This is a genomic window from uncultured Pseudophaeobacter sp. (genome assembly GCA_905479575.1).
Classification (GTDB): domain Bacteria; phylum Pseudomonadota; class Alphaproteobacteria; order Rhodobacterales; family Rhodobacteraceae; genus Pseudophaeobacter.
The window spans coordinates 1-19,829 of record CAJQNB010000029.1; the positions used below are offsets into that span (position 1 = coordinate 1).

Below are 19,829 nucleotides of genomic sequence, written 5' to 3' on the forward strand. Positions count from 1 at the left end.
GATGCGAAAGGTCGATGGCTGGGAAACCTTGGCTCAGCCCATCGCCCCGATCAGACTTGACCTCGCGGCCTGATCAGGCCCAAATCCACATGCTCGGAGAACGCCGCCAGAGAATTTCCACCAGATTCGAGACACAACCCCTCCGCCATTCACCCAATAGAAATACAGTCTACCCAGCTGCATCGCGATTTCGCGACATCTACGCTTTGCGTGCTGTCCGCGCGGAATTGGGTTCTGTTGTACGGTGTTGTCCAAACTTTCGATATAATCGGCAAAGCAGTGTGGCGCCCCCCTGCGCGTGTCCTTTAGGGTGCTGGGACTGCAGGGGCTGAGGTCACCAGACGGCAAAGAACAATACTGCGTTGGTTCATATCGCGAACGAAGACGTGTGCTCTCTCAACTTCCAGAAGCGGATACTGTAGAAGGGTTTCGGCGGCTGGCTTCCGGGCGGTCTGGCGCAATGGGGACAGGTACAACCTGACCGGGGCCGGATCCGTGGTTCGCGCGGCGCGCCTGTGTTTGCGCCCACTGCTGTCCGTTTGCCCTGGCGTGATAGGTCTTTTGGATAGGGATTACTGCGAAATTGTCCTGAGGTAAGGTTGATTCTGCAGCTGGCCGTTGCGCTACTGGAAACAGTTTCTGGAAATTCCACGCATTGAAGCCGATTGTGACGCGGGCTTCAAAACAGACTTCTGGTTGTTTGCGGTCGGCGTCAAGGGAGGCGAGTCAAGCGGTTGTTGCGTGATTGGAAACAAGGGGGCGCGCCAGAACCTGTAATTGTTTCCTGTTGGTCCTCTATTGCTGGGGTTGGAGTGGATTTCTGTATCTTTGGCAACAGTGGTCTCATTTCAGCTGCCAGTGGGCAGCGAAGGAGAGCGCCAAAGAGAGCTGCGGATCGGGGGTCTGTAAAATTTCGTTAAGTTTTTTCTCTTTGTTGAACTAACTGCTTCAGCTATTCATTAACTTGCCCATTGGGGGGTAACATAATCTCTGGTCTCGGGACCGTATAGCGTAGCTGCCAAAGCAAAGCGCGGCGTGAACTGCTCTCACGCTTTCTGCGGATCCTTGATGAACTCGATCTGTTCGACTGTTGTCGTAGCCTGCGCTGTTGCGTTTGGGGTGCGCCTTGGGTCGCGACCTGTGCGATTGTGCTTCTCCTTATATCGGGTTGTTTATTTTTTGTTGCGCTTTTGCGGGAACGCAGTGGCGGTGACTTTGCAATTCGGTTTTGGGCGCTTTGGTCTATGGGGCGGATAAAACGGCCCTTGGCCGATTAGGAGAACGAGATGGCTGACAATTTTGACAACCCGTATTCGGCGAATCTGATTGGTCTTTGGGATTTCCGTCCAGGATATACCGACGACGATAGCGGTCTTGGCGATGGTATTGCCCAGGACGGCGTCGGAACTGGTGGCGCCAACTATACAGGCGGCTGGATGTTGGGCGACGGCGGCAGCCAGTTCACCGTGGCGGGCGATAATGACGATCCTTTTGATCTGACGACCGGCACAGTCATTACCACCTTTAAGTCCAATGGCTATCCAGGGGTTGGCGACCAAACGGTTGTCAGCCGTGGGCTGTCCTCAGAAGATGACGCAGACGGTGAGAATTTTGTGATCCGCGCCACTGAGGACGGTACCGTTCAGCTGACCCATGCCGATGATGGCAATCTGGTGGAATTTGCAACCGACCCCGGCTTTTTTGCCACCGGCGATGTTGTCACGGTTTCTTATGGCTGGAGCCCAGGTGGCGTCACACTGGTTGTTGAGAACACCACACATGGCACCAGCTACACCACTGGCGACGATATTGTCGGCATGACCATGGATGTGGCGGCAGATGGCGAAGACAGCTTTGTCATTGGCGCGGATGGTGACGGTGGCAACGCCTTTAGCGGCGGCATCGACTATGTTGCTGTGCTTGATGACAATGTTGTGGAAATCAACGGTGGTGGCCTTGACGGGATTGTCGAAGGCACTGCTGGTGATGACCTGATCGACACCTCCTACCTTGGCGATCCCGAAGGCGATCGGATCGACAACGGTGACGCGATCAATCCGGCCGATGGGCCAGATGACGACCTGGTGAATGCCGGAACCGGTGACGACACCGTGCTGTCGGGTGAAGGCGACGATACGGTGCATGGCGGCGGCGGTGCCGACAGCCTGAGTGGTGGCACTGGCAATGATGTGCTGGCTGGGGATAGTGATGTTCCGGGTGTCGGTGGTGGCGGTACCCGGGAAGTGTTCCAGTGGGACCTTGCGCCGGATCCCGACGGCGGCGATCCTGTTGACAGCGGTGATGATCTGAGCGGCGGTTTCTCGCAGGACACTGGCTCAGTCACTGTTAACTTCTCGGTCTCCAGCAGTTCGGGTGATACGGCGACGGAATTTACCGACGTGCCGCAGTTTGTTGGTAACATCAACACCGGTGGCGTCACCGCTGACCCGCAAAGCGGGCTGAACGCGGATGTCAGCTCTGATGGTAGCACCGCCGACTACCAGCTGGATTTCTCGGATCCGGTTGGCGATGTGTCTTTCCGTATCAGCGATATTGATGCAGACAGCCAGGTGCAGATCACGGCCTTTGACGCAGCCGGAAACCCCATTGTGGTGAACCTGGCCGGTGGCCCGGCGCTGACGATGGAAGATACCGATGCGATTGCCGGCTATGATACGGCTTCGACGCGCGAAGACGATACCTTTACCAGCGACGACAACCCTGACACCTCGATGTTGGTGACAATTCCCGGCCCGGTGTCGTCGATTGTCATTACCCATACTCAGGATGGCACCATCAACAGCAGCGTTGTTGTCAGCGATGTGTTCTTTGATGCCTTGGGGACGCCGGTGACCAGCATTCCCGGCGATGATACCATCGACGGTGGCGAAGGTGATGATATCCTTTACGGCAACGATGGCGATGACTCGCTGATCGGTGGCGATGGCGACGATATCATCGACGGCGGTGACGGCGCGGACACCATTGAGGGGGGCGATGGCTCTGACAGCGTTGAGGGCGGTGACGGAGATGACGTCATTGATACCTCCTCGGACGACCCAACGCCGCTGCCTGACCGGGGTTTTGACGGCTATACTGGCACCACGCCAAACATCCCTGCGGTGCCAGCCGACGCTGATCCGCTGGATGACCGCGACACCGTGGATGGTGGCGCTGGTAATGATGTGATCCTCACCGGCGACGATAACGATCTGATCACCGGCGGTGCGGGCTCGGATACCATTGATGGCGGTATTGACGATGATACCATTGATGGTGGCAGCGAGGATGACCTGATCACCGGCGGTGAGGGCTCTGACAGTCTGATGGGGGGGGACGGCTCTGACACCATCTATGGTGGCCTGGACCCGGCTTTCCCGGATGGGCTCAATATCACCGATGATGGCTCCGACGGACGTCCTGTGGATCCTGATCCCACCAATGGCATGGATACCATTGAGGGCGGCGCAGGCGATGATGTGATCTATGGTCAGGATGACGATGATCTGATCTCTGGTGGCACTGGCAACGATATGATCGACGCCGGCATCGACGATGACACCGTGACTGGCGGCACAGGGGATGACACCATCCTTGGCGGTCAGGGCGATGATGAGCTGGACGGCGGCGCCGGCTTGGACAGCATTGACCTGGGCGCTGGCGATGGCACCGATTTTGCGCGTGGTGGCACCGGATCGGATACCATTTCAGGCATCAGCCAGAATGACACGGTCTATGGCGGCGAAGACGCCGATGACAGCGATGTCGACGTGCTTGATCTGCGCGGTGTTGCCGAAGAGCAGAACCCAGGCGGCTCGCTTGAGGTGGAGTATGACAGCACCAACCCGGAAAACGGCACTGTCACCTTCCTGGATGCAGGTGGCGCGGTCACCGGCACCGCCGAGTTCTATGAGATCGAAAACGTCATTGTTCCCTGCTTTACGCCGGGCACCCTGATTGCCACCCCCGAAGGGGAGCGCCGGGTCGAAGACCTGGATGTTGGGGACCGGATCATCACCCGGGACAATGGCATCCAGTCCATTCGCTGGCTGGGTAAGCGCAGCCTTGCCACAGCAGAGCTGAAAGCCGCAGAGCATCTGCAGCCGATCCTGATCCGCGAAGGTGCCCTGGGCAATGGTCTGCCCGAGCGCGATATGATGGTCAGCCCCAACCACCGGGTTTTGGTGGCCAACGACAAAACGGCGCTGTATTTTGAAGATCGCGAAGTCCTGGTTGCCGCCAAACATCTGACCGGCCTGGCTGGGGTGGACGCGGTGGAGACCAGCTCGGTCACCTATATCCACTTCATGTTCGACCAGCACGAGGTCGTGCTGTCGGATGGTGCCTGGACCGAAAGCTTCCAGCCTGGCGATCAGACCCTGCGGGGCCTGGATAATGCGCAGCGCAACGAAGTCTATGAGATCTTCCCTGAGCTGAAGTCCGAGGAAGGCCGCGAATCCTATAGCTCAGCCCGGCGTTCGCTGAAACGGCACGAGGCGCGCCTGCTGGTGCATTGATTTTAAACGTGCCTTGGTGCCAGTGGTGATTTCTGGCGGTGATCCGTGGTGGTGATCTGCGGCGCGCAGGACGAGACAAGAATACGGGCGGGACCGCAGGGTTCCGCCCGTTTTTGTTTGACGGCCCATCGTTGAGGTCCAGGTTTGTTTGGGGGGATGCCAGACGCTGTGGCAAAACCTATCGTGCGGCGCGCCAACGCGCCCAGGCCTCTGGAGTGTCCAGATCCGTGACTGCGCGTTGGCCGGGCAGGGCGACCAGCTGCAGCTTTTGGCCCTGCAGCACAGCACGAGCGCCCTGGTCGCCGCTGATCTTACTGAGCGCCTGAAAACAGCGCCGGGGAAACAGCACCGGGTGGCCCGGGGTACCGTCACTGGCGGTGGCGCGCAGCACCGGGCCGTCAGGACCTTGGAACTGGCCGGCCAGATCTAACAAATCCTGGGTTTGCAGTTCTGGCATGTCGCAGGGCAGGATCATCACGGCGTCGATGGTCGGCGGCAGGGCGGCAATCCCGGTGCGGATCGAGGCGGCCATGCCTTCAGCCGCATTTGGGACCGGGATCACCTGGGCGCCGCCGGTGGCAGAGCTGCGCGGATGCGTCGGGCTGGGCAGGGTCACAAAGCAGGGCAGCTCGGTTTGTGCTGCACGGCTGCAGATCAGTGACAGCAGCGGCGCTCCCTCAATGTCTTCCATCAGCTTATCACGCCCCTGCATTCGCGCGGAAGCGCCGGCTGCGAGAAGGAGGATGGCAATTTTGCTCATGATCCTGTGTTTATGATCCTGTGTTTATGAAAGTCTATGTTTTGCAAACCTACGCCCCAACAGGCTTAGGTGTCGAGAGCGCGAGAGGCAGGATGCCTCCGGCGGAGGTATTTGGGGAAAGATGAAAGCAATAAGCCCGCGAAACAAAGGGGGGCGCAGAAGGGGAAGGCGGCAGGTGCCAAGGCCATAGCAGCCTTGGCGGGGTGGTTTTTGGCAGAGCTGTGGGCTTAGCCGCGCATGCGGGCGCCATCGGCGTCAAACAGCAGTTCGGTGATCAGCCGGGCCTGATGCATGTTGCCAAGGATTTCGATCTCAACCTCCAGTCCGGGCTGGGCCATTGGTGTGGGGACAAAGCCCAGGGCGATGGATTTCTGGCCGTGGTGGGAATAGCCGCCTGAGGTGCAAAACCCGACGACCTCTCCTTTGATCGAAATCGGTTCGTAGGCGTTGATATCTGCATCTGTTGCGTCCACCTCAAAGGCGCAGAGTTTGCGCTGCGGCCCCTGGGTGCGCTCTGCTTCGGCGGCGGCGCGGCCGATGAAGTCACCGGGTTTCTTGAAGGAGATAAAGCGGTCCAATCCGGTTTCTGCTGCGGTGTAATCGGGGGAATACTCCCGCATCCAGGAGCCAAAAAACTTATCCAGCCGCAGGGACATCATTGCGCGCATGCCAAAGGGCACCATGTCATGGGATTGGCCTGCCTGCCACAGCGCCTGCCACAGGGCGCGCTGGCTGGGGAGGTCGCAGTAGATCTCATAGCCGAGATCGCCGGTGTAGCTGACCCGCTGCACCAGACAGTCTACCATGCCAACCGTCATGTGGGCCACATCCATGAAGCGCATCTGCGCAACATCCTGCAGGGTGCAGGCCTGCAGCACCTGTGCCGCCTTGGGACCGGCAATTTGGAAGCCATTCAGACTGTCGGAGATGTTTTCGATTGCCACATCCGGCGCCTGATGTTTGAGGAACCAGCGCATATGATAGGCCTGCGCGCCATAGGAGGCGGTGAGCTGATAGTCTGTTTCGCCGAGACAGGAGATGGTGAAATCGCCAATCAAACGCCCCTTGGGCGACAGCATCGGCGAGAGGCTGATCCGGCCTGGCTGGGGGATCCGGCCGGCCATGATGCGATCCAGCCAAGCGCGTGCGCCCGTTCCGGTGATCCGGTACTTGCCAAAGTTATGCACCTCGTTGATGCCCACACTGCCACGCACCGCTTTAACCTCGCGGGCGGTGGCGTCAAAGGCGTTGGAACGCCGGAAGGATGGGGTTTCAAAGCGGGGCTCATCCGCCGTGGCAAAATAGTTGGGGACTTCCAGGCCGTATTGCTGGCCCCAGACCGCGCCCATGGTGTCAAAGACATCATACATTGGCGTGGTGCGAAAGGGGCGTGCGGCGGGCAGTTCTTCGTTGGGGTAAGAGATGGAGAACCGTTTTTGATAGTTCTCGATGACCTTGGGCAGGGTATAGCCGGGGGTGATCCAGTCACCAAAACGGGCGCAGTCCAGCGCCATGGTGTCGCGCTCTGGCTCGCCTTCGATCATCCACTGCGCCAGCATCAAGCCAACGCCGCCGCCCTGGCTAAAGCCGGCCATGACACCGCAGGCGGACCAGTAGTTGCGCACGCCTGGTACAGGCCCCACCAGCGGGTTGCCATCGGGGGCAAAGGTGAAGGGGCCGTGGATCACGGATTTCACCCCGGCGGCTTGCAGCGCGGGAAAGCGTTTGTAAGCAAAATCAATGGAATCTTCGATCTTGTCAAAGTCGTCGCCCAGCAGCTCATGGCCGAAATCCCAAGGGGTGCCATTGACCGCCCAGGGTTTGCAGGGCTGTTCATAAAAGCCGATACACAACCCACGGCCCTCCTGGCGCAGGTAGCTTTCGCCAGCGGGATCCATGACATGGGGGTGTTCGCCGCCCGCGTCGATGATTTCGGCAATCAGTGGGACCTCGTCGGTGACGATATACTGGTGTTCCATCGGGTGCAGCGGGAAGTAGATCCCGGCCATGGCGCCAACTTCCCGTGCCCAGAGCCCGCCGGCATTGACGATATGTTCGGCGTGGATGGTGCCCTTGTCCGTCACCACATCCCAGCTGCCATCGGAGCGCTGGTTGGTCTCGATCACCTTGCAATGGGTTTCAATGTCGGCGCCGCCCATACGGGCCGCTTTGGCATAGGCATGGGTGGTGCCGGAGGGATCCAGATGACCATCCAGCGGATCATACAGCCCGCCGACCAGACCCGCTGTATTGGTGGCCGGGGCGATCTTGGCGATCTCTTCAGGGCTAACGATTTCTGTCTCCAGCCCCATGACGCGATGTTTGGCCCGTTCGGCCTTCATCATGTCAAAGCGGTCCTGGCTGTCCGCCAGGGTGACGCCGCCGACGTGATGCAGCCCACAGGACATGCCAGTGATTTCTTCCAGCTCGCGGTAGAGATTGATCGTATAGCCCTGCAGGGCCGCCATGTTGGTGTCGCCGTTGAGGGTATGAAAACCGCCTGCAGCATGCCAGGTGGAGCCCGAGGTGAGCTCGGACCGCTCCAGCAGCATTACATCAGACCAGCCGAGTTTGGTCAGGTGGTAGAGGACCGAACAGCCGACGACACCGCCGCCGATCACGGCCACGCGGGTGGTGGTTTTCATGAGGCTTCTCCCTAAATGAGGCTTTTCCTTATTCTGGACAGAAGTGAACAGTAGTCCAGTAAAAAAGCGACAAAACCCGTCGCTGCCAGCCAATACGTGACACAGGCAGCGTGGTTTTTCCCAGATATTGCAGCCTTTATGGGGGGGCTAATCGGTGCTACGCAGCGGGCTGAGCTGTACCAGCAGGATCGCGAGCAATGGGATTGCCAGTTTCAATAGCGCCACGGTGATCAGCAGTGCGCCAAGGCTACTGTAATCCGCAGGGGTGATGATCTGACCCTCAGCAGAGCTGACTTCGCGGGTGACCACAAACACCTGGTTGAGGTATTTGGTGCCCAGGCTGGAGGCTGAGAGCGCCAGATTGGTGAAGGAGGCCATCACCGCAAAAAAGGTCGCTTTGAGATTGCTGGGGGCGTTGCGGGCAATCCAGGCCAACATCGGGATCATTGCGATTTGCCCAAGCGGGGATTCCGCCGCCGTATCCACCAAGGCGATAAAGCGCGCATCCACCAAACCACCCGTGAGCGGAGCCGTCCAGTTGTGGATGCCGTAGTACAGCCCGATATTGGGCAGGCTGAGCAGGGCTTCGGTCAGGGCCAGAAAGGTGATGATCCAGGCGATGGTGTTATTGGCGATCAAGGGGCGCAGCAGGATCATGCCAAACAGCGTCAGCAGGGAGGAAATCAACGACAGAACCGATAGGAACTGTTGGTCAAAGCCAAGCGCGTCGATTTCGAACCAGGTGGCTGCCGCGCCATTAAGGGGCGTGGCGCGGTAGACGAAGATAATGATGGCGGTGCCAATCAAGGCACGCGCCTGTTGCGGTGTCAGCGCCTTGATCAACTGGCGCATCAGCAACAGCACGATAAGCATCGAGCCGCCAAAGACCAGCTCCTGCGCCTGCGCGACATCACTGAGCCCCACGCTGAGCGACAGCGCTACAAAGGCGCCACCACCGATAAAATACCACCAGTTGACTGAGACCGGATCCCGCGGCAGCGTCAGGCGGTTCTGGATCTCGGCAGCGCCGAGGCCGAGTTTGCGCAGCTTGGCGCCCAGATGCCTGCGCTGAAACAGCGCCACGGCAATGCCGGTCAGCGACAACAGCGGCACCATCAGGGCCAGTAAATAGACCTGGGCATAAAGCGCGCCCTTCTCCGCCTGGTTCAGGGCATCGGCGCCGTCAAACAGCCAGACATTCATCGCCGCCGCAGCGCTGAAACCACCAATCAGGGTGATCCGTCCCAGGGTCTGCATGGTGGTATGCATGACCCGGTTCTCGGCCTCAGAGAAGGCGCTTCCGTCGAGTTTGCGGTGCGGGATTGCCTCCACCGACATGGCATCGGCCACCACATCCTGCAGCACAAACCCACAGGGGGCGAGCAGCGCCGCCGCCACGTACCAGCTGTTGGCGGGCATGATCTGCCCCATGGCATCAGGCGCGATCAACAGACTGGCGATGATACCATAGCTGGTGGCCATCAGTGTGGCACCAAGCAGGATCAACAGGTATTTCCAGCGCCAAATCAGATCCACCAGATGCCCCAGCGGCATCTTCAGCGCCCAGGGCAGGCCCACCCAAAAGGCAAGACCGGCCAAAAAGGCGGCCTCCAGATCCAGGTATTCCTTGACAAAAAATGTCGCCACAACCGAGGTAATGCCCTGAACACCATAGGCAAAGTAGATCAGCAGCGGCGGCAGGAAGCTCCAGCGGAGCTGACGCAGCAGGTCCAGAAAAATCTGATCAAACCATGCATAGGCCCGGTTCATGACAGAGGACGCACCTTAAATGCAGTGATCCGGTTGCCCTCGCGTCCGGTGACCTCAAAGCGGAAGCCGTGAAAGGAGAACACCTGACCGGTGGTCGGGATCATCTGGGCCTCATGGATGACCAGCCCGGCGATGGTATTGGCCTCTTCATCCGGCAGGTTCCAATCCATTGCCCTGTTCAGGTCTCGAATGGTGGTGGCGCCTTCGACGGTGTAGTTGCCATCGCTGTCCTTTTTTACCAAGGACTGTTCTGCCGGGTCAAACTCATCGGTGATTTCGCCGACAATTTCCTCCAGGATGTCTTCCAGAGTGATCAGCCCCTGCAGGGCGCCATATTCATCCACCACCAGGGCAAAATGGCTCCGCATCCGCAGGAACTGCCGCATCTGGTCGTCCAATGTGGTGGTTTCAGGGACAAAATACGGGGGCTTGGCCACCGTGGTGATCTCAAATTTGCGCAGCGCACTGGCATCGCCCTCGGGGCCACCAATCTGGGCATACATCTCGCGCAGCAGATCCTTGGCATGGACAATGCCGATGATGTTTTCCGGCTCATCCTTAAAGACGGGCAGCCGGGTATGGGGGGAGGTCAGACATTGCTCCAGAATATCCGCCGGTTCTGCTGCTGCATCGATCATCTGGATATGCGAGCGATGCAGCATGATTTCTTCGACAAACCGGTCTGACAGATCCAGCGCGCCCAAAATGCGGTCGCGGTCTTCTTTTTCCACCACGCCCTCGGAATGGCCCAGATGCAGGGCGCCGGCGATTTCTTCCCGCATTGCCATGATCTGGCTGTCCGGGTCGATCTGTACCCCAAAGAGGCGCAAAATCCCGCGTACCAAAAACCGCACGGCGGCTACGATCGGGGCGAGGATGGTCACCAACACGCCAATGATCGGCGCCACGGCAGAGGCGGCTTTTTCCGCATTAGAGATGGCATAGGTCTTGGGCAGAACTTCGGCAAAGATCAGCACCAGCAGGGTCATGACCAGGGTGGCAAAGGCAACGCCGCTTTCGCCAAAGGTGCGGGTCAAAAGCGCGGTGGCCAATGAGGTGGCCAGGATGTTCACCAGGTTATTGCCCAGCAAGACCGAACCGATCAGTCGCTCGTTGTCTTCGGTGACGTCAAGCGCGCGCTGCGCGCCGCGGGATCCTTTGTCTGCCTGGGTGCGCAGCTTGCCGCGGGAGGCCGCGGTCAGCGCGGTTTCCGAGCCGGAGAAGAAGGCTGAGAGCACCAACAGCAGCGCAATTGCCCCTGCGGAGATCCAGAAGGCGCTGTCCAGAACAGTTTGAGCAGTGTCCATGATGGGTCCAAGTTCAGTTTGTGTTTCTATAGGTTATGGGGTGCGATGGCGCGCCAGACAAGTCCCGTTGCACCGGGAAAGGCAGGTCAGAAATCAACCAAGAGGGCTGGGATCTGCGCAGCGACTGGCGCTGTCTTAGTCATCTTTGTGCGCCTTACCCCTGGTTGGGCTTTGGCTGGCCTCGCCAGGGCGGGACAGCGGGTGGTGTTGCAGAACCAACTCGCTAAGCCGGGCATCCAGCACATGGGTGTAGATCTCGGTGGTGGCGATATCCGCGTGGCCCAGCAACGCCTGAATGGCGCGCAGGTCGGCGCCATTGGCCAATAGATGGGTGGCAAAGGCATGGCGGAGCGTATGGGGCGTCACCTTCTGCGGATCAATGCCACCGGTCACCGCCAGGTCCTTGATCAGCAGATAAAACCAGTGGCGGGTCAGATGACCCTCTTTGCCGCGCGACGGGAACAGGAATTTTGATCCCGGCGCTCCCGTGGCTTGGGCTTTTTCCTCGCCCTCATCGCGGACTTGCAGCCAGACCCGCAACGCCTCTCGGGCGGGCGGAGACAGCGGCACCATGCGCTCTTTGCCACCCTTGCCCAGCACCAGCAGCATATTGGGATCCCCACGGGCCGAGGCCACAGGCAGCGACACCAGCTCGCTTACCCGCATGCCAGTGGCATAGAGCAGCTCCATCAGGCAGGTGTTGCGCAGCCGGTCCGCCGGTTTGCGACCAGTCTGGCGGGCGGCCTCCAGCAGGCGGTCAACCTCGATCACCTCCAGCGTTTGGGGCAGCTTTTTGGCGCGGCCCGGTCCCTTGATCTGAATGGCGGGGTTGTCGGTACGCCAGCCTTCCTCAAAGGCAAAATGGTAAAGCTGACGAATGGCCGACAACCGCCGCGCACGGGTGGCGCGGGACAGCCCCTCTGCGTCGCAGGCGATAAGATAGGCCTCGATGTCATCCCGTGCAGCCTGCCCAAAGCTATTGTCACGGTGGGCCAGCCAACCGGCTGCATCCTTCAGATCCCGGCCATAGGCCAGCAGCGTGTTGCGCGCGGCCCCGGCCTCAGCCGCCTGGGCTTCGAGAAAGGTGGAAATCCACTGCAGATCATCGCGCGGCGCGGCCATTCAACCGCGTTCCAGCAGCATCAGCTGCAGGGTTGCCCGCCTTGCGGTGTCCTCAAGCCCAACAGCGCGCAGCGCCGCCAGGGAATTGCTGAGATCGCCAAGATTGCCCTGGGCGCCGCGTGCAAAGAGATCCATGGTGCGCAAAATGGCCTCGCCCAATTGACCATTGTCCAACAGTCTGCGGATTTTGACGGGGACCTCTGCGTCATCGTCAAAACCTTTCATGATCGACAGCATCAGCGGGCTATGACCACTGCGCGCTGCGGCTGCGGGCTGCGCGCTTTCTGCTTGTGGCTTCTGCGATGGCTCCCCCGCTGGATCAGCTGGGGCGCTTAGGTCGGATCCGGGCTGCCCCGGTGTTCCCTGTGCCAGCGCTGCGAGAAAGCTGTTTTCCAGGCTGTCATCGGGCGGGCTATGGGAGGCTATTTCATAGGTCGGTGCCAGTAGGCGAATGCGCCAGGATAGCTTTGCCGCTTCGCCACTAAGGTTGAAACGCGCCAATTGGGTGGAAAACAGATCGGCAAATCCCACTTCAAGCCCTGCCTGTTGCATGGCCTGCCAGACGGCAGGCAGCGCATTGGCCACCTCGGCGCTGTTGGCGCTGTTGAGCGCCGCCTCAAAGCGTTGCAGGGCCGCGACCCGGTCCCAAATCCCACCAGAGGCTGCCGGGGTGCGATCTGTGTAGAGACCCAATAGCTGGTTGGGGTTCAAAGCCCCGGCACGGGTCAGCCGCTCGGCGGCTTCCAACTGGGCTTTCCAGCCAGCCACATCCCGCAAATCTGCCGCCGAAAAGGCCCGTGGCAGCGGCGCAGTCGGGAGCCGTTCTCCGATCGCCTCATAGAGCCGGAAGGTCAAAGGGTCGGGGTTGTCGGGCAAGGGCAGGGGCGGGGCAAGATCAAAAACATCCGGGTTCAGGAACCGGTCAAGCAGATCCAGCTGCGCCTTTGGCAACAGCTCAAGCGCGTGAGCCGATTCAAACATCAAAGCTGCGGTTGGCCAATCGCTGCGACGGGCCGCGCAAAAAATGCTGGTTCGGTAATCCGGCGCCAGAAACGGGGCTGCAACCAAAGCGGCGCAGGCCCGGTCCTCGTCGCCGCTGAGAAGGGTGGTGAAGAACCAACGCCGAAACCGCGCTGTCGTGGCGGACGGGCCTGCCTGTTCCACCAGTGCCTGCGCCGGATCAGAGGCGCCCAGCGAGATCAGCCGATCCAGGCGCGCCAGCAATATGACATCGCCCTGAGGCTTTAGCGGGCGGCTTTCAGAAAGCAGCAGGGTAAACAATAGCGACTGCATCGCCGGGTTGCCCTGCACGGAAACGGTGCGGATGAGCGCAGCAATATCGCTGGGATCACTGCCGTGCCACAGATCAATCGGCAGGCCAGTGGCAGAGGGCGCCACCAGTCCAATAGAGGGCAACAGCGCCTGAAGCGGCGTTACGGTGATCGCGGGCCGGGCCGCACTGCCGGTGACCGGAGGCTCCAGCAAGACCGTGCTTGGAAGCGGCGCCGCGCTGTCGGGCTGGCCGAGCCAATCAATCACCGTCAGTGGGGCCTGCGTCAGTGCAGGGCCGCCACAAAAGGTGCTGATAAGGAATGCCGAAAGGGCCGCCTTTTGTCTGATTTTATGGCGCTGCCTATTCTGCATCTAGCAACACCGGTTTGCGAATCTCCTGCACCGGAACGCTAAAATCTGCTCCGAACCAGGGGCCGATATAGGCATAGGCCACCAGTCCCAGCACTGCCAGAACACCGAAGATTACTAGATATTTGATCAATCGCACCATTGCGCACCTGTTGCCTGCTTCTTTGTATTTTGCTCAAGTTATATATGGCCTTTTTTGCAATATCACGTCATTCACGGAAGAATGAGCGAAAAAGAGCAAATAGCCGAAGTGGATGTCGCAGCTTCTAAGCCTGGGCGACTGAAAAAGACCGTTGTTATGGTGGGCATGATGGGGGCTGGCAAGACGGCCGTGGGGCGCGCTTTGGCGGCGCGACTGCAGGTGCCGTTTTTAGATAGTGACCACGAGATCGAAGCGGCCGCCAATAGGACAATACCTGAGATTTTTGCCCGCGATGGAGAGGCCTTCTTTCGATTGAAAGAGCGTCAGGTGATTGCGCGGCTGCTGACTGAGGAATGTGGCGTGCTGTCCACCGGGGGCGGCGCTTTTCTGGCAGCGGAGAATCGCGAGACCATTACCCGCAATGGGGCGTCGATCTGGTTGCAGGCGGATCTGGATGTGTTGTGGAATCGGGTGCGATACCGCGACACTCGCCCCTTGCTGCAAACCGCAGATCCCCGCGCCACCCTGGCGCAGCTTTATGAGGCCAGAGTGCCGCTCTATGCCAAGGCGGATTTGGCGGTGGTCTCGGACGGCAAGGCCTCAATTGAAGAAATGGTGGACCGGGTGTTGGAGGCCTTGCGGTCTCGCCCCGATGTATTGGAGAGCTGAGGATGGAACAGATCGTGCATGTCCCCCTGGAGGGGCGATCCTATGATGTGGTGATTGGGCCTGGATTGTTGCAGACTGTTGGAACGCGGATCGCGCCCTTCCTTACACGGCCCCGCGTTGCGGTTCTGACAGATGAGACAGTTGCGGATCTGCACCTTGAAACCCTGCGGCAGGGGCTGCGCAGCGCCGGGATCGACATGGTATCGTTGGCTTTGCCTGCGGGGGAAAGCACCAAGGGCTGGCCGCAGTTCACCCGCGCAGTGGAATGGCTGCTGGAGCAAAAGGTGGAGCGCAACGATGTTGTGGTGGCTTTTGGCGGCGGTGTGATTGGCGATCTGGCCGGGTTTGCGGCATCGGTGCTGCGCCGGGGCGTGCGGTTTGTACAAATTCCCACCTCGCTTTTGGCGCAGGTTGACAGCTCTGTTGGGGGCAAAACCGGTATCAATGCACCGCAGGGCAAAAACCTGATTGGCGCCTTTCACCAGCCCACTCTGGTGCTGGCAGATACCGAGGTTCTGGGCAGCCTTACGCCGCGGGATTTCCTTGCGGGTTACGGTGAAGTGGTCAAATACGGCATGTTGGGCGATGCCGAGTTCTTTGCCTGGCTCGAAGACATGGGGCCCAAACTGGCCTCCGGCGATATGGCTGCTCGGGTAGAGGCTGTCGCCCGTTCGGTGCAGATGAAGGCCGATATCGTGGTGCGTGACGAAACCGAACAGGGCGATCGCGCTCTGTTGAACCTGGGCCACACCTTTGGCCACGCGCTGGAAGCGGCCACCGGCTATTCTGACCGGCTGCTGCATGGGGAAGGTGTTGCCATTGGCTGCGCGCTGGCGTTTGAGCTCTCTGCCCGGTTGGGCCTGTGTAGCCAGGAAGACCCAAGCCGGGTGCGCGCGCATCTGAAAGCCATGGGGATGAAAACGGATCTGTCGGATATTGCAGGTACTCTGCCGGATGCGCAGACACTGCTGGATCTGATGGGGCAGGACAAAAAGGTGGTGGATGGTCAGCTGCGCTTTATTCTGGCGCGCAGCATTGGCGATGCTTTTGTGACCGCCGAAGTGCCCGAACCGGCGGTGCTTGCGGTGTTGCAGGATGCCTTGGCGGATTGTTCAGGGGCCTAGAGACGCGCCCCAGAATTTTGCAGCAATTTTACGGTTCTGGCTGAACTGTCCCAAGGGCTTTTGAAATTGCTGCCAGTAAGTCACTGCGCATGATGGGTTTCATCAGCCGGATGTCTTCTGGGCGCAGGCCGTTTCCATGCACAGTGGCCTCGGCCGCGTAGCCAGACATAAAAACAACCGGGAGGTCGGGATTGATGGTACGCAGCGCAGTCGCCAGGGCGGTTCCTTTCAGCTGACCCGGCATGACAATATCCGTGAGCAACAGATCAAATTCCTGATCGACTTCAAAGATCTCTTTGGCCTCATCCCCGCTGGCGGCGGTGGTCACAGAATACCCGGCCTTTTCCAGAATGGATTTCAGAACCTGCAGCACTTCTTCCTCATCCTCGGCGAGCAAAATGCGTTTGCCCTGGAGTGTCGCGGCCTCGGCAGTTGCGCTATGGGCTGGGGCTTTGCGCGGGTCGGGGGCCATGGCAGGGAAATAGAGCTTGAAAGTGGTGCCAACGCCAGGCTCTGAATAGACTTGGGCGGTGCCTTCTGATTGGCGCATAAAGCCGAGAACCATGGAAAGCCCCAGGCCTGAGCCCTCGCCGGAAGATTTTGTGGTGAAAAACGGGTCAAAGATATTGTCCAGGATCTCGGCGTCTATGCCGTCTCCGGTGTCGGATACGGCAATCATCACATAGCGCCCTGGCTTCAGGACTTCGTTGCGACTGTCCTGATAGGTGTGGTCAATCCTGACATTTGAGGTCTCGATGGTCAGTTTGCCACTGTTCGTCATTGCATCGCGGGCGTTCAGGATCAGGTTCAGCAGGGCGCTTTCGGCAAGGCCGGGGTCCACTTCGACATTCCAAAGCCGTGCCAAAAGTGAGGTTTCAACCTCAATATGCGAGGGCAGGGTGCGCCCGGCCCAGTTTTTTGTTTCCAGTACCAGCTTGTTGAGGTCCAACACCTCCGGCTGTAGGGGCGTGCGCCGGGCGTAGCTCAACATGCTTCTTGTCAGGTCTGCACCGCGCATGGTGGCACCGATACAGGAGGCTATGTAATCTGCCTGCTTTTGGGGGTCTGGTTCCTCTTGCAGCAACTCAAGGTTGCCCAGGATGACGGCGAGAAGATTGTTGAAATCATGCGCCACCCCTCCTGTCAGTTGGCCAATGGTTTCAAGCCGTTGCGAGGCGGCCAGCTGTGATTGCAAATCTTCACGTTGCTTTTGATCCGCCAGCCGTTTGGAAATATCGGCGATATTGGCCCGGATGAGTTTTTGCCGAAAGGGCGGCATGCGGGTAAGAGAAATTTCACAGTCGATTTCCTCCCCGGAAGCCTTGAGGTGACGCCAATGGAAAATGGGGCTCTCGCCGTTAAGGGCAGCCTGTAGGTGTTGCTGGGCTTGTGTCGCGCTTTTCTCGCCTGAAGGTTGCTTTTCTGGACTAAGTTCCACCAGGGTAAGTCCGCGCACCAATTTGTCTCTGTCGTAACCAAAGAACTCTGCCGCCCGGGCATTGGCCAAGATGAAATGGTTTTTCTCGATGTCATAAATCACAATGGCGTCCGGGGCATAGTCGACCAAGGTTTCAAACTGCTGCGACTTATCGGTCGCCTCATTTTGGGTCTCTTTCCAGTAGCGACTGAGATTGGACACCAGCGTAATGATCAACAGGTTGGTGGCCATGAGCGCGACGAGCAGGACCACCCAGTTTCCTGCCCCCCGATTCCATTCCGCGACCTTGGGATCGGGGGAGACCAGGACCCCTGTGACAAACAGATAGGCAATAAGCGCAATTGCGCAGCCGAGGGCCCCTAGGAGCAAGAGTGACAATTTTCGGCTGAACATGGCCGCACAGAGAGCCATGTAAAAGGGGAAGGCCAAGATGGCTGCCGCACCCAACCCAAGGTGTGTCATGCTGAAAAAGTTGGTGAGGACAAGCCCTGCAACGGTCAGGCCCCCACTCAGAGCCAGGTATTTGCTCTTACGCAGGAAAATAGCCGGAAGAATACTGAGAGAGACAAGAAGTAGGGTGGTAACAATAAAGGCGGGGCTAAATTGGCCTAGGCGAAAGAGGTTCACCACCGCCACCAGGCCGGCAATGATCGCCAGTAGGTCAATAACCGCCCGTAGTGTTTTGCGAACGCCTTGGCGATAGGTGACAGGGATTTCAGTGCTCATGTCGTCTGTCATGGGGAGCTGCTTTTATGTTGTCTTTACGCACCATAGCCTGAAATGACCCACTGGGGATACCGAAACAAAAATCTGTTTGCCGATTTTTTGAGCACCCTTTCCAGAGCTGGATTTGTTCTGCACGGGTTGCTTGGACTTGGGCCTGGGGGCGTGCGGCAGGAATTGGGGCCGGGCCTCTTGCCTTGGGTGCCTGTTGGTCTTGCGGCTTATGCGCCCCGTCATGGCCCCGTTTGGGCCCGGTCTTGGCTTGTCTTGCAGCGTACGCAGGGCTTACCTCCTCTCAAACCCCGCTCCCTAAAGTGTCCTGTCACTGACCTAGATTTTTCTTGGAGGAAACGGATGAAGCTCATTTTCAATTGGCGAGCTGTGCTCACCAGAGCTGCGAGCGTCTGGTTTATTCTGGCTGGTCTGGTGGCGCTCATTGGGTTTTTCTTTGCCACACTCAGCCCGGACATGACCCGTTGGTCGCCGGTCTACTTTGCGGTGGCCTCGGCGGTGTTTCAAACCTTGGCGATTCCGGCGCGGATTGTGCTTCAGGCGGGGCTTGCGGATCTGGGAGAGTTTCGCCGCAGTCAGGCGGGGGCGATGCGGAACCGCAGTTTGGGGATCATCGCGGGCAGCGGTATTGCGCTCTCCACTGCCCTTGCCTTTATTGGCGGTTGGGAAGGGCTGCGCCAGGAGGCCTACCGCGATGTGGTTGGTGTCTGGACCGTCTGTTACGGCAAAACCCAGGAGGTAGCGCCAGGCGATCGCTATAGCAAGGCGGAATGCGACCAGTTGCTGGCGGCTGAAATTCTGGCCTATGAGGCCGCGCTTGATCAATGTCTTAAGGTGACAGTGCCGCTGGGTATGAAGATTGCCCTGGTGTCCTGGACCTACAATGTGGGGGCCAGGGCGGCTTGCCAATCAACCTTGCTCCGGCTTGCAAATGCAGGGGACCTGGAGGGGGCCTGCAATGAGTTGCCGCGCTGGAACCGGGCAGGCGGCAAGGTCTGGCGTGGCCTGACCCGGCGCCGGTTTTCGGAAATGGAAATGTGCCATGCAGCTCTGAAAGACGCCAGATGACCCTGGTCTGGCTGCTGCGCAATCTGCCTGTTCTGGCGGTGGCACTGGGGGGCGCGGTACTGGTCCTGTGGGGCGGGCGGCTAATGCAGGAACGAACCCGGCTGAGTGCTGAACTGGGACAGCTGCAAAGACAGTTGTCCACGGCCCTGATTGAGCTGGACCGCGCACAAGAGGCGGCGCGCATTCACCGCGCCCATTTGGCCCGTGCCGAAGACGCGGCGCGGCGCTGGTCTGGAATTGCCAATGATCTGCAACGGATGGAGGGCCAGGATGCGCCTTTGTCACCTCTGCTTGGCTATACTGCTGAGCGCCTGTACCAAACCCGCCCCTAGGGTCATTCTCGCCCCGCATCCGGTACCGCCCGACCTGTTGCGCCCCTGCGCCGGATATCAAGGCCCGCTGCCACGCACCGAAGGCGGCCTTGCCAAAGCGATCATTGCCGAAGCCCAGGGGCGGGCCTGTGCAAATGCCAGGCTGGTGGCGGTGGCAGAGATCCTGTCGAAACCGGATCCAAAGGACGGTTGATGTTTTTTTGCCTGAACCGGCTGAAATAAAGCGCAGCGCAGGGCCAAAGAAACGGGGCACTTACCGTTGTGGGAAAACAAAACGATTCCGTGATCGGCGAAAAAAACTGATCAATTCATAGTGCGTCTCGCTGGGTGCAATGCTGCTTTGATTTGAGTGCAGGCGCTAAGTGACGTAGTTCACTTAACTGTGTTTGGTATTTGAAAAAAGTGACCGAATACATTGGCAGGAAAGCAAAATATTGCCAATTTCTGCTCCCTGGCAAAGCGCAATTAATTTCAAGACTGCGCGCCAAAAAAACTGATTGTTATATGTCAGGCGAGGAACGGATCCCTGGGATGGGGGGAGTACGGGCCACATACGTTC

General features: G+C 59.2%; 14 protein-coding genes. 6 read left to right on the forward strand and 8 right to left on the reverse strand.

Going from position 1 to position 19,829, the window contains the following annotated elements:
* Positions 1–1,286: 1,286 nt before the first annotated feature.
* Positions 1,287–4,517, forward strand: a complete 3,231-nt coding sequence (locus tag QZ268_RS09180; RefSeq protein WP_295451348.1) for a Hint domain-containing protein — start codon at positions 1,287–1,289, stop codon at positions 4,515–4,517.
* A gap of 178 nt (positions 4,518–4,695) precedes the next feature.
* On the opposite strand, the gene QZ268_RS09185 is transcribed toward QZ268_RS09180, so the two are convergent.
* The 7 genes from QZ268_RS09185 to QZ268_RS09215 all read right to left on the reverse strand — a co-directional run bounded on the left by QZ268_RS09185 (position 4,696) and on the right by QZ268_RS09215 (position 13,904).
* Positions 4,696–5,277, reverse strand: coding sequence for a nucleotidyltransferase family protein (locus QZ268_RS09185; RefSeq protein ID WP_295451352.1), 582 nt, complete (start codon positions 5,275–5,277; stop codon positions 4,696–4,698).
* Between the two features lie 227 nt (positions 5,278–5,504).
* Complete coding sequence (locus tag QZ268_RS09190; RefSeq protein ID WP_295451354.1) at positions 5,505–7,922, reverse strand: FAD-dependent oxidoreductase; 2,418 nt, start codon at positions 7,920–7,922, stop codon at positions 5,505–5,507.
* A 147-nt stretch (positions 7,923–8,069) separates the two neighbouring features.
* The gene (locus QZ268_RS09195; protein ID WP_295451357.1) at positions 8,070–9,692 is read right to left on the reverse strand and encodes a hypothetical protein; all 1,623 of its coding nucleotides are present in this window, start codon (positions 9,690–9,692) and stop codon (positions 8,070–8,072) included.
* On the reverse strand, positions 9,689–10,999 hold the full coding sequence (locus QZ268_RS09200; protein WP_295451360.1) for an HlyC/CorC family transporter: 1,311 nt from the start codon (positions 10,997–10,999) through the stop codon (positions 9,689–9,691). Before QZ268_RS09200 ends, QZ268_RS09195 begins: the two co-directional genes overlap by 4 nt.
* Positions 11,000–11,134: 135 nt before the next feature.
* The gene (locus tag QZ268_RS09205; RefSeq protein ID WP_295451363.1) at positions 11,135–12,121 is read right to left on the reverse strand and encodes a tyrosine recombinase; all 987 of its coding nucleotides are present in this window, start codon (positions 12,119–12,121) and stop codon (positions 11,135–11,137) included.
* Positions 12,122–13,765 carry a hypothetical protein gene (locus QZ268_RS09210; protein WP_295451365.1) on the reverse strand — a complete coding sequence of 548 codons (1,644 nt, stop codon included), beginning with the start codon at positions 13,763–13,765 and terminating at the stop codon, positions 12,122–12,124.
* A complete protein-coding gene (locus tag QZ268_RS09215) occupies positions 13,755–13,904 on the reverse strand; it encodes a hypothetical protein (RefSeq protein ID WP_295451367.1) in 150 nt (49 codons plus the stop codon). The genes QZ268_RS09210 and QZ268_RS09215 overlap by 11 nt, the downstream gene beginning before the upstream one ends.
* An 81-nt stretch (positions 13,905–13,985) precedes the next feature.
* On the opposite strand from QZ268_RS09215, the gene QZ268_RS09220 reads away from it, so the two are divergent.
* Together QZ268_RS09220 and aroB are read left to right on the forward strand one after the other, a co-directional pair.
* Entirely contained in the window at positions 13,986–14,573 is a 588-nt protein-coding gene (locus QZ268_RS09220) for a shikimate kinase (protein ID WP_295451369.1), read from the forward strand.
* Positions 14,574–14,575: 2 nt separating this feature from the next.
* A complete protein-coding gene (gene aroB / locus QZ268_RS09225) occupies positions 14,576–15,697 on the forward strand; it encodes a 3-dehydroquinate synthase (protein WP_295451371.1) in 1,122 nt (373 codons plus the stop codon).
* Between the two features lie 28 nt (positions 15,698–15,725).
* Here the strand turns inward: aroB and QZ268_RS09230 are convergent, their stop codons facing one another.
* Positions 15,726–17,861 carry an ATP-binding protein gene (locus tag QZ268_RS09230; RefSeq protein WP_295451375.1) on the reverse strand — a complete coding sequence of 712 codons (2,136 nt, stop codon included), beginning with the start codon at positions 17,859–17,861 and terminating at the stop codon, positions 15,726–15,728.
* Between the two features lie 351 nt (positions 17,862–18,212).
* Here QZ268_RS09230 and QZ268_RS09235 point away from each other — a divergent pair, with 351 nt between their 5' ends.
* Genes QZ268_RS09235 through QZ268_RS09245 form a run of 3 tightly spaced genes read left to right on the forward strand, consistent with a single transcriptional unit; the run spans position 18,213 to position 19,463 of the window.
* The gene (locus QZ268_RS09235; RefSeq protein WP_295451378.1) at positions 18,213–18,938 is read left to right on the forward strand and encodes a lysozyme; all 726 of its coding nucleotides are present in this window, start codon (positions 18,213–18,215) and stop codon (positions 18,936–18,938) included.
* Positions 18,935–19,270 (forward strand): hypothetical protein, encoded by a 336-nt coding sequence (locus QZ268_RS09240; RefSeq protein WP_295451381.1) that lies wholly within the window; start codon positions 18,935–18,937, stop codon positions 19,268–19,270. Before QZ268_RS09235 ends, QZ268_RS09240 begins: the two co-directional genes overlap by 4 nt.
* A complete protein-coding gene (locus QZ268_RS09245) occupies positions 19,230–19,463 on the forward strand; it encodes a hypothetical protein (protein ID WP_295451384.1) in 234 nt (77 codons plus the stop codon). Before QZ268_RS09240 ends, QZ268_RS09245 begins: the two co-directional genes overlap by 41 nt.
* The last annotated feature ends 366 nt before the right edge of the window (positions 19,464–19,829 follow it).

Excerpts from the sequence above, each read along its gene's own strand:
- QZ268_RS09215 (WP_295451367.1), bottom strand. The coding sequence starts at position 13,904 with ATGGTGCGATTGATCAAATATCTAGTAATCTTCGGTGTTCTGGCAGTG.
- QZ268_RS09240 (WP_295451381.1), top strand. The coding sequence starts at position 18,935 with ATGACCCTGGTCTGGCTGCTGCGCAATCTGCCTGTTCTGGCGGTGGCA.
- aroB (WP_295451371.1), top strand. The coding sequence starts at position 14,576 with ATGGAACAGATCGTGCATGTCCCCCTGGAGGGGCGATCCTATGATGTG.
- QZ268_RS09230 (WP_295451375.1), bottom strand. The coding sequence starts at position 17,861 with ATGAGCACTGAAATCCCTGTCACCTATCGCCAAGGCGTTCGCAAAACA.
- QZ268_RS09205 (WP_295451363.1), bottom strand. The coding sequence starts at position 12,121 with ATGGCCGCGCCGCGCGATGATCTGCAGTGGATTTCCACCTTTCTCGAA.
- QZ268_RS09195 (WP_295451357.1), bottom strand. The coding sequence starts at position 9,692 with ATGAACCGGGCCTATGCATGGTTTGATCAGATTTTTCTGGACCTGCTG.
- QZ268_RS09185 (WP_295451352.1), bottom strand. The coding sequence starts at position 5,277 with ATGAGCAAAATTGCCATCCTCCTTCTCGCAGCCGGCGCTTCCGCGCGA.
- QZ268_RS09210 (WP_295451365.1), bottom strand. The coding sequence starts at position 13,765 with ATGCAGAATAGGCAGCGCCATAAAATCAGACAAAAGGCGGCCCTTTCG.
- QZ268_RS09220 (WP_295451369.1), top strand. The coding sequence starts at position 13,986 with ATGAGCGAAAAAGAGCAAATAGCCGAAGTGGATGTCGCAGCTTCTAAG.
- QZ268_RS09190 (WP_295451354.1), bottom strand. The coding sequence starts at position 7,922 with ATGAAAACCACCACCCGCGTGGCCGTGATCGGCGGCGGTGTCGTCGGC.
- QZ268_RS09200 (WP_295451360.1), bottom strand. The coding sequence starts at position 10,999 with ATGGACACTGCTCAAACTGTTCTGGACAGCGCCTTCTGGATCTCCGCA.
- QZ268_RS09235 (WP_295451378.1), top strand. The coding sequence starts at position 18,213 with ATGAAGCTCATTTTCAATTGGCGAGCTGTGCTCACCAGAGCTGCGAGC.
- QZ268_RS09180 (WP_295451348.1), top strand. The coding sequence starts at position 1,287 with ATGGCTGACAATTTTGACAACCCGTATTCGGCGAATCTGATTGGTCTT.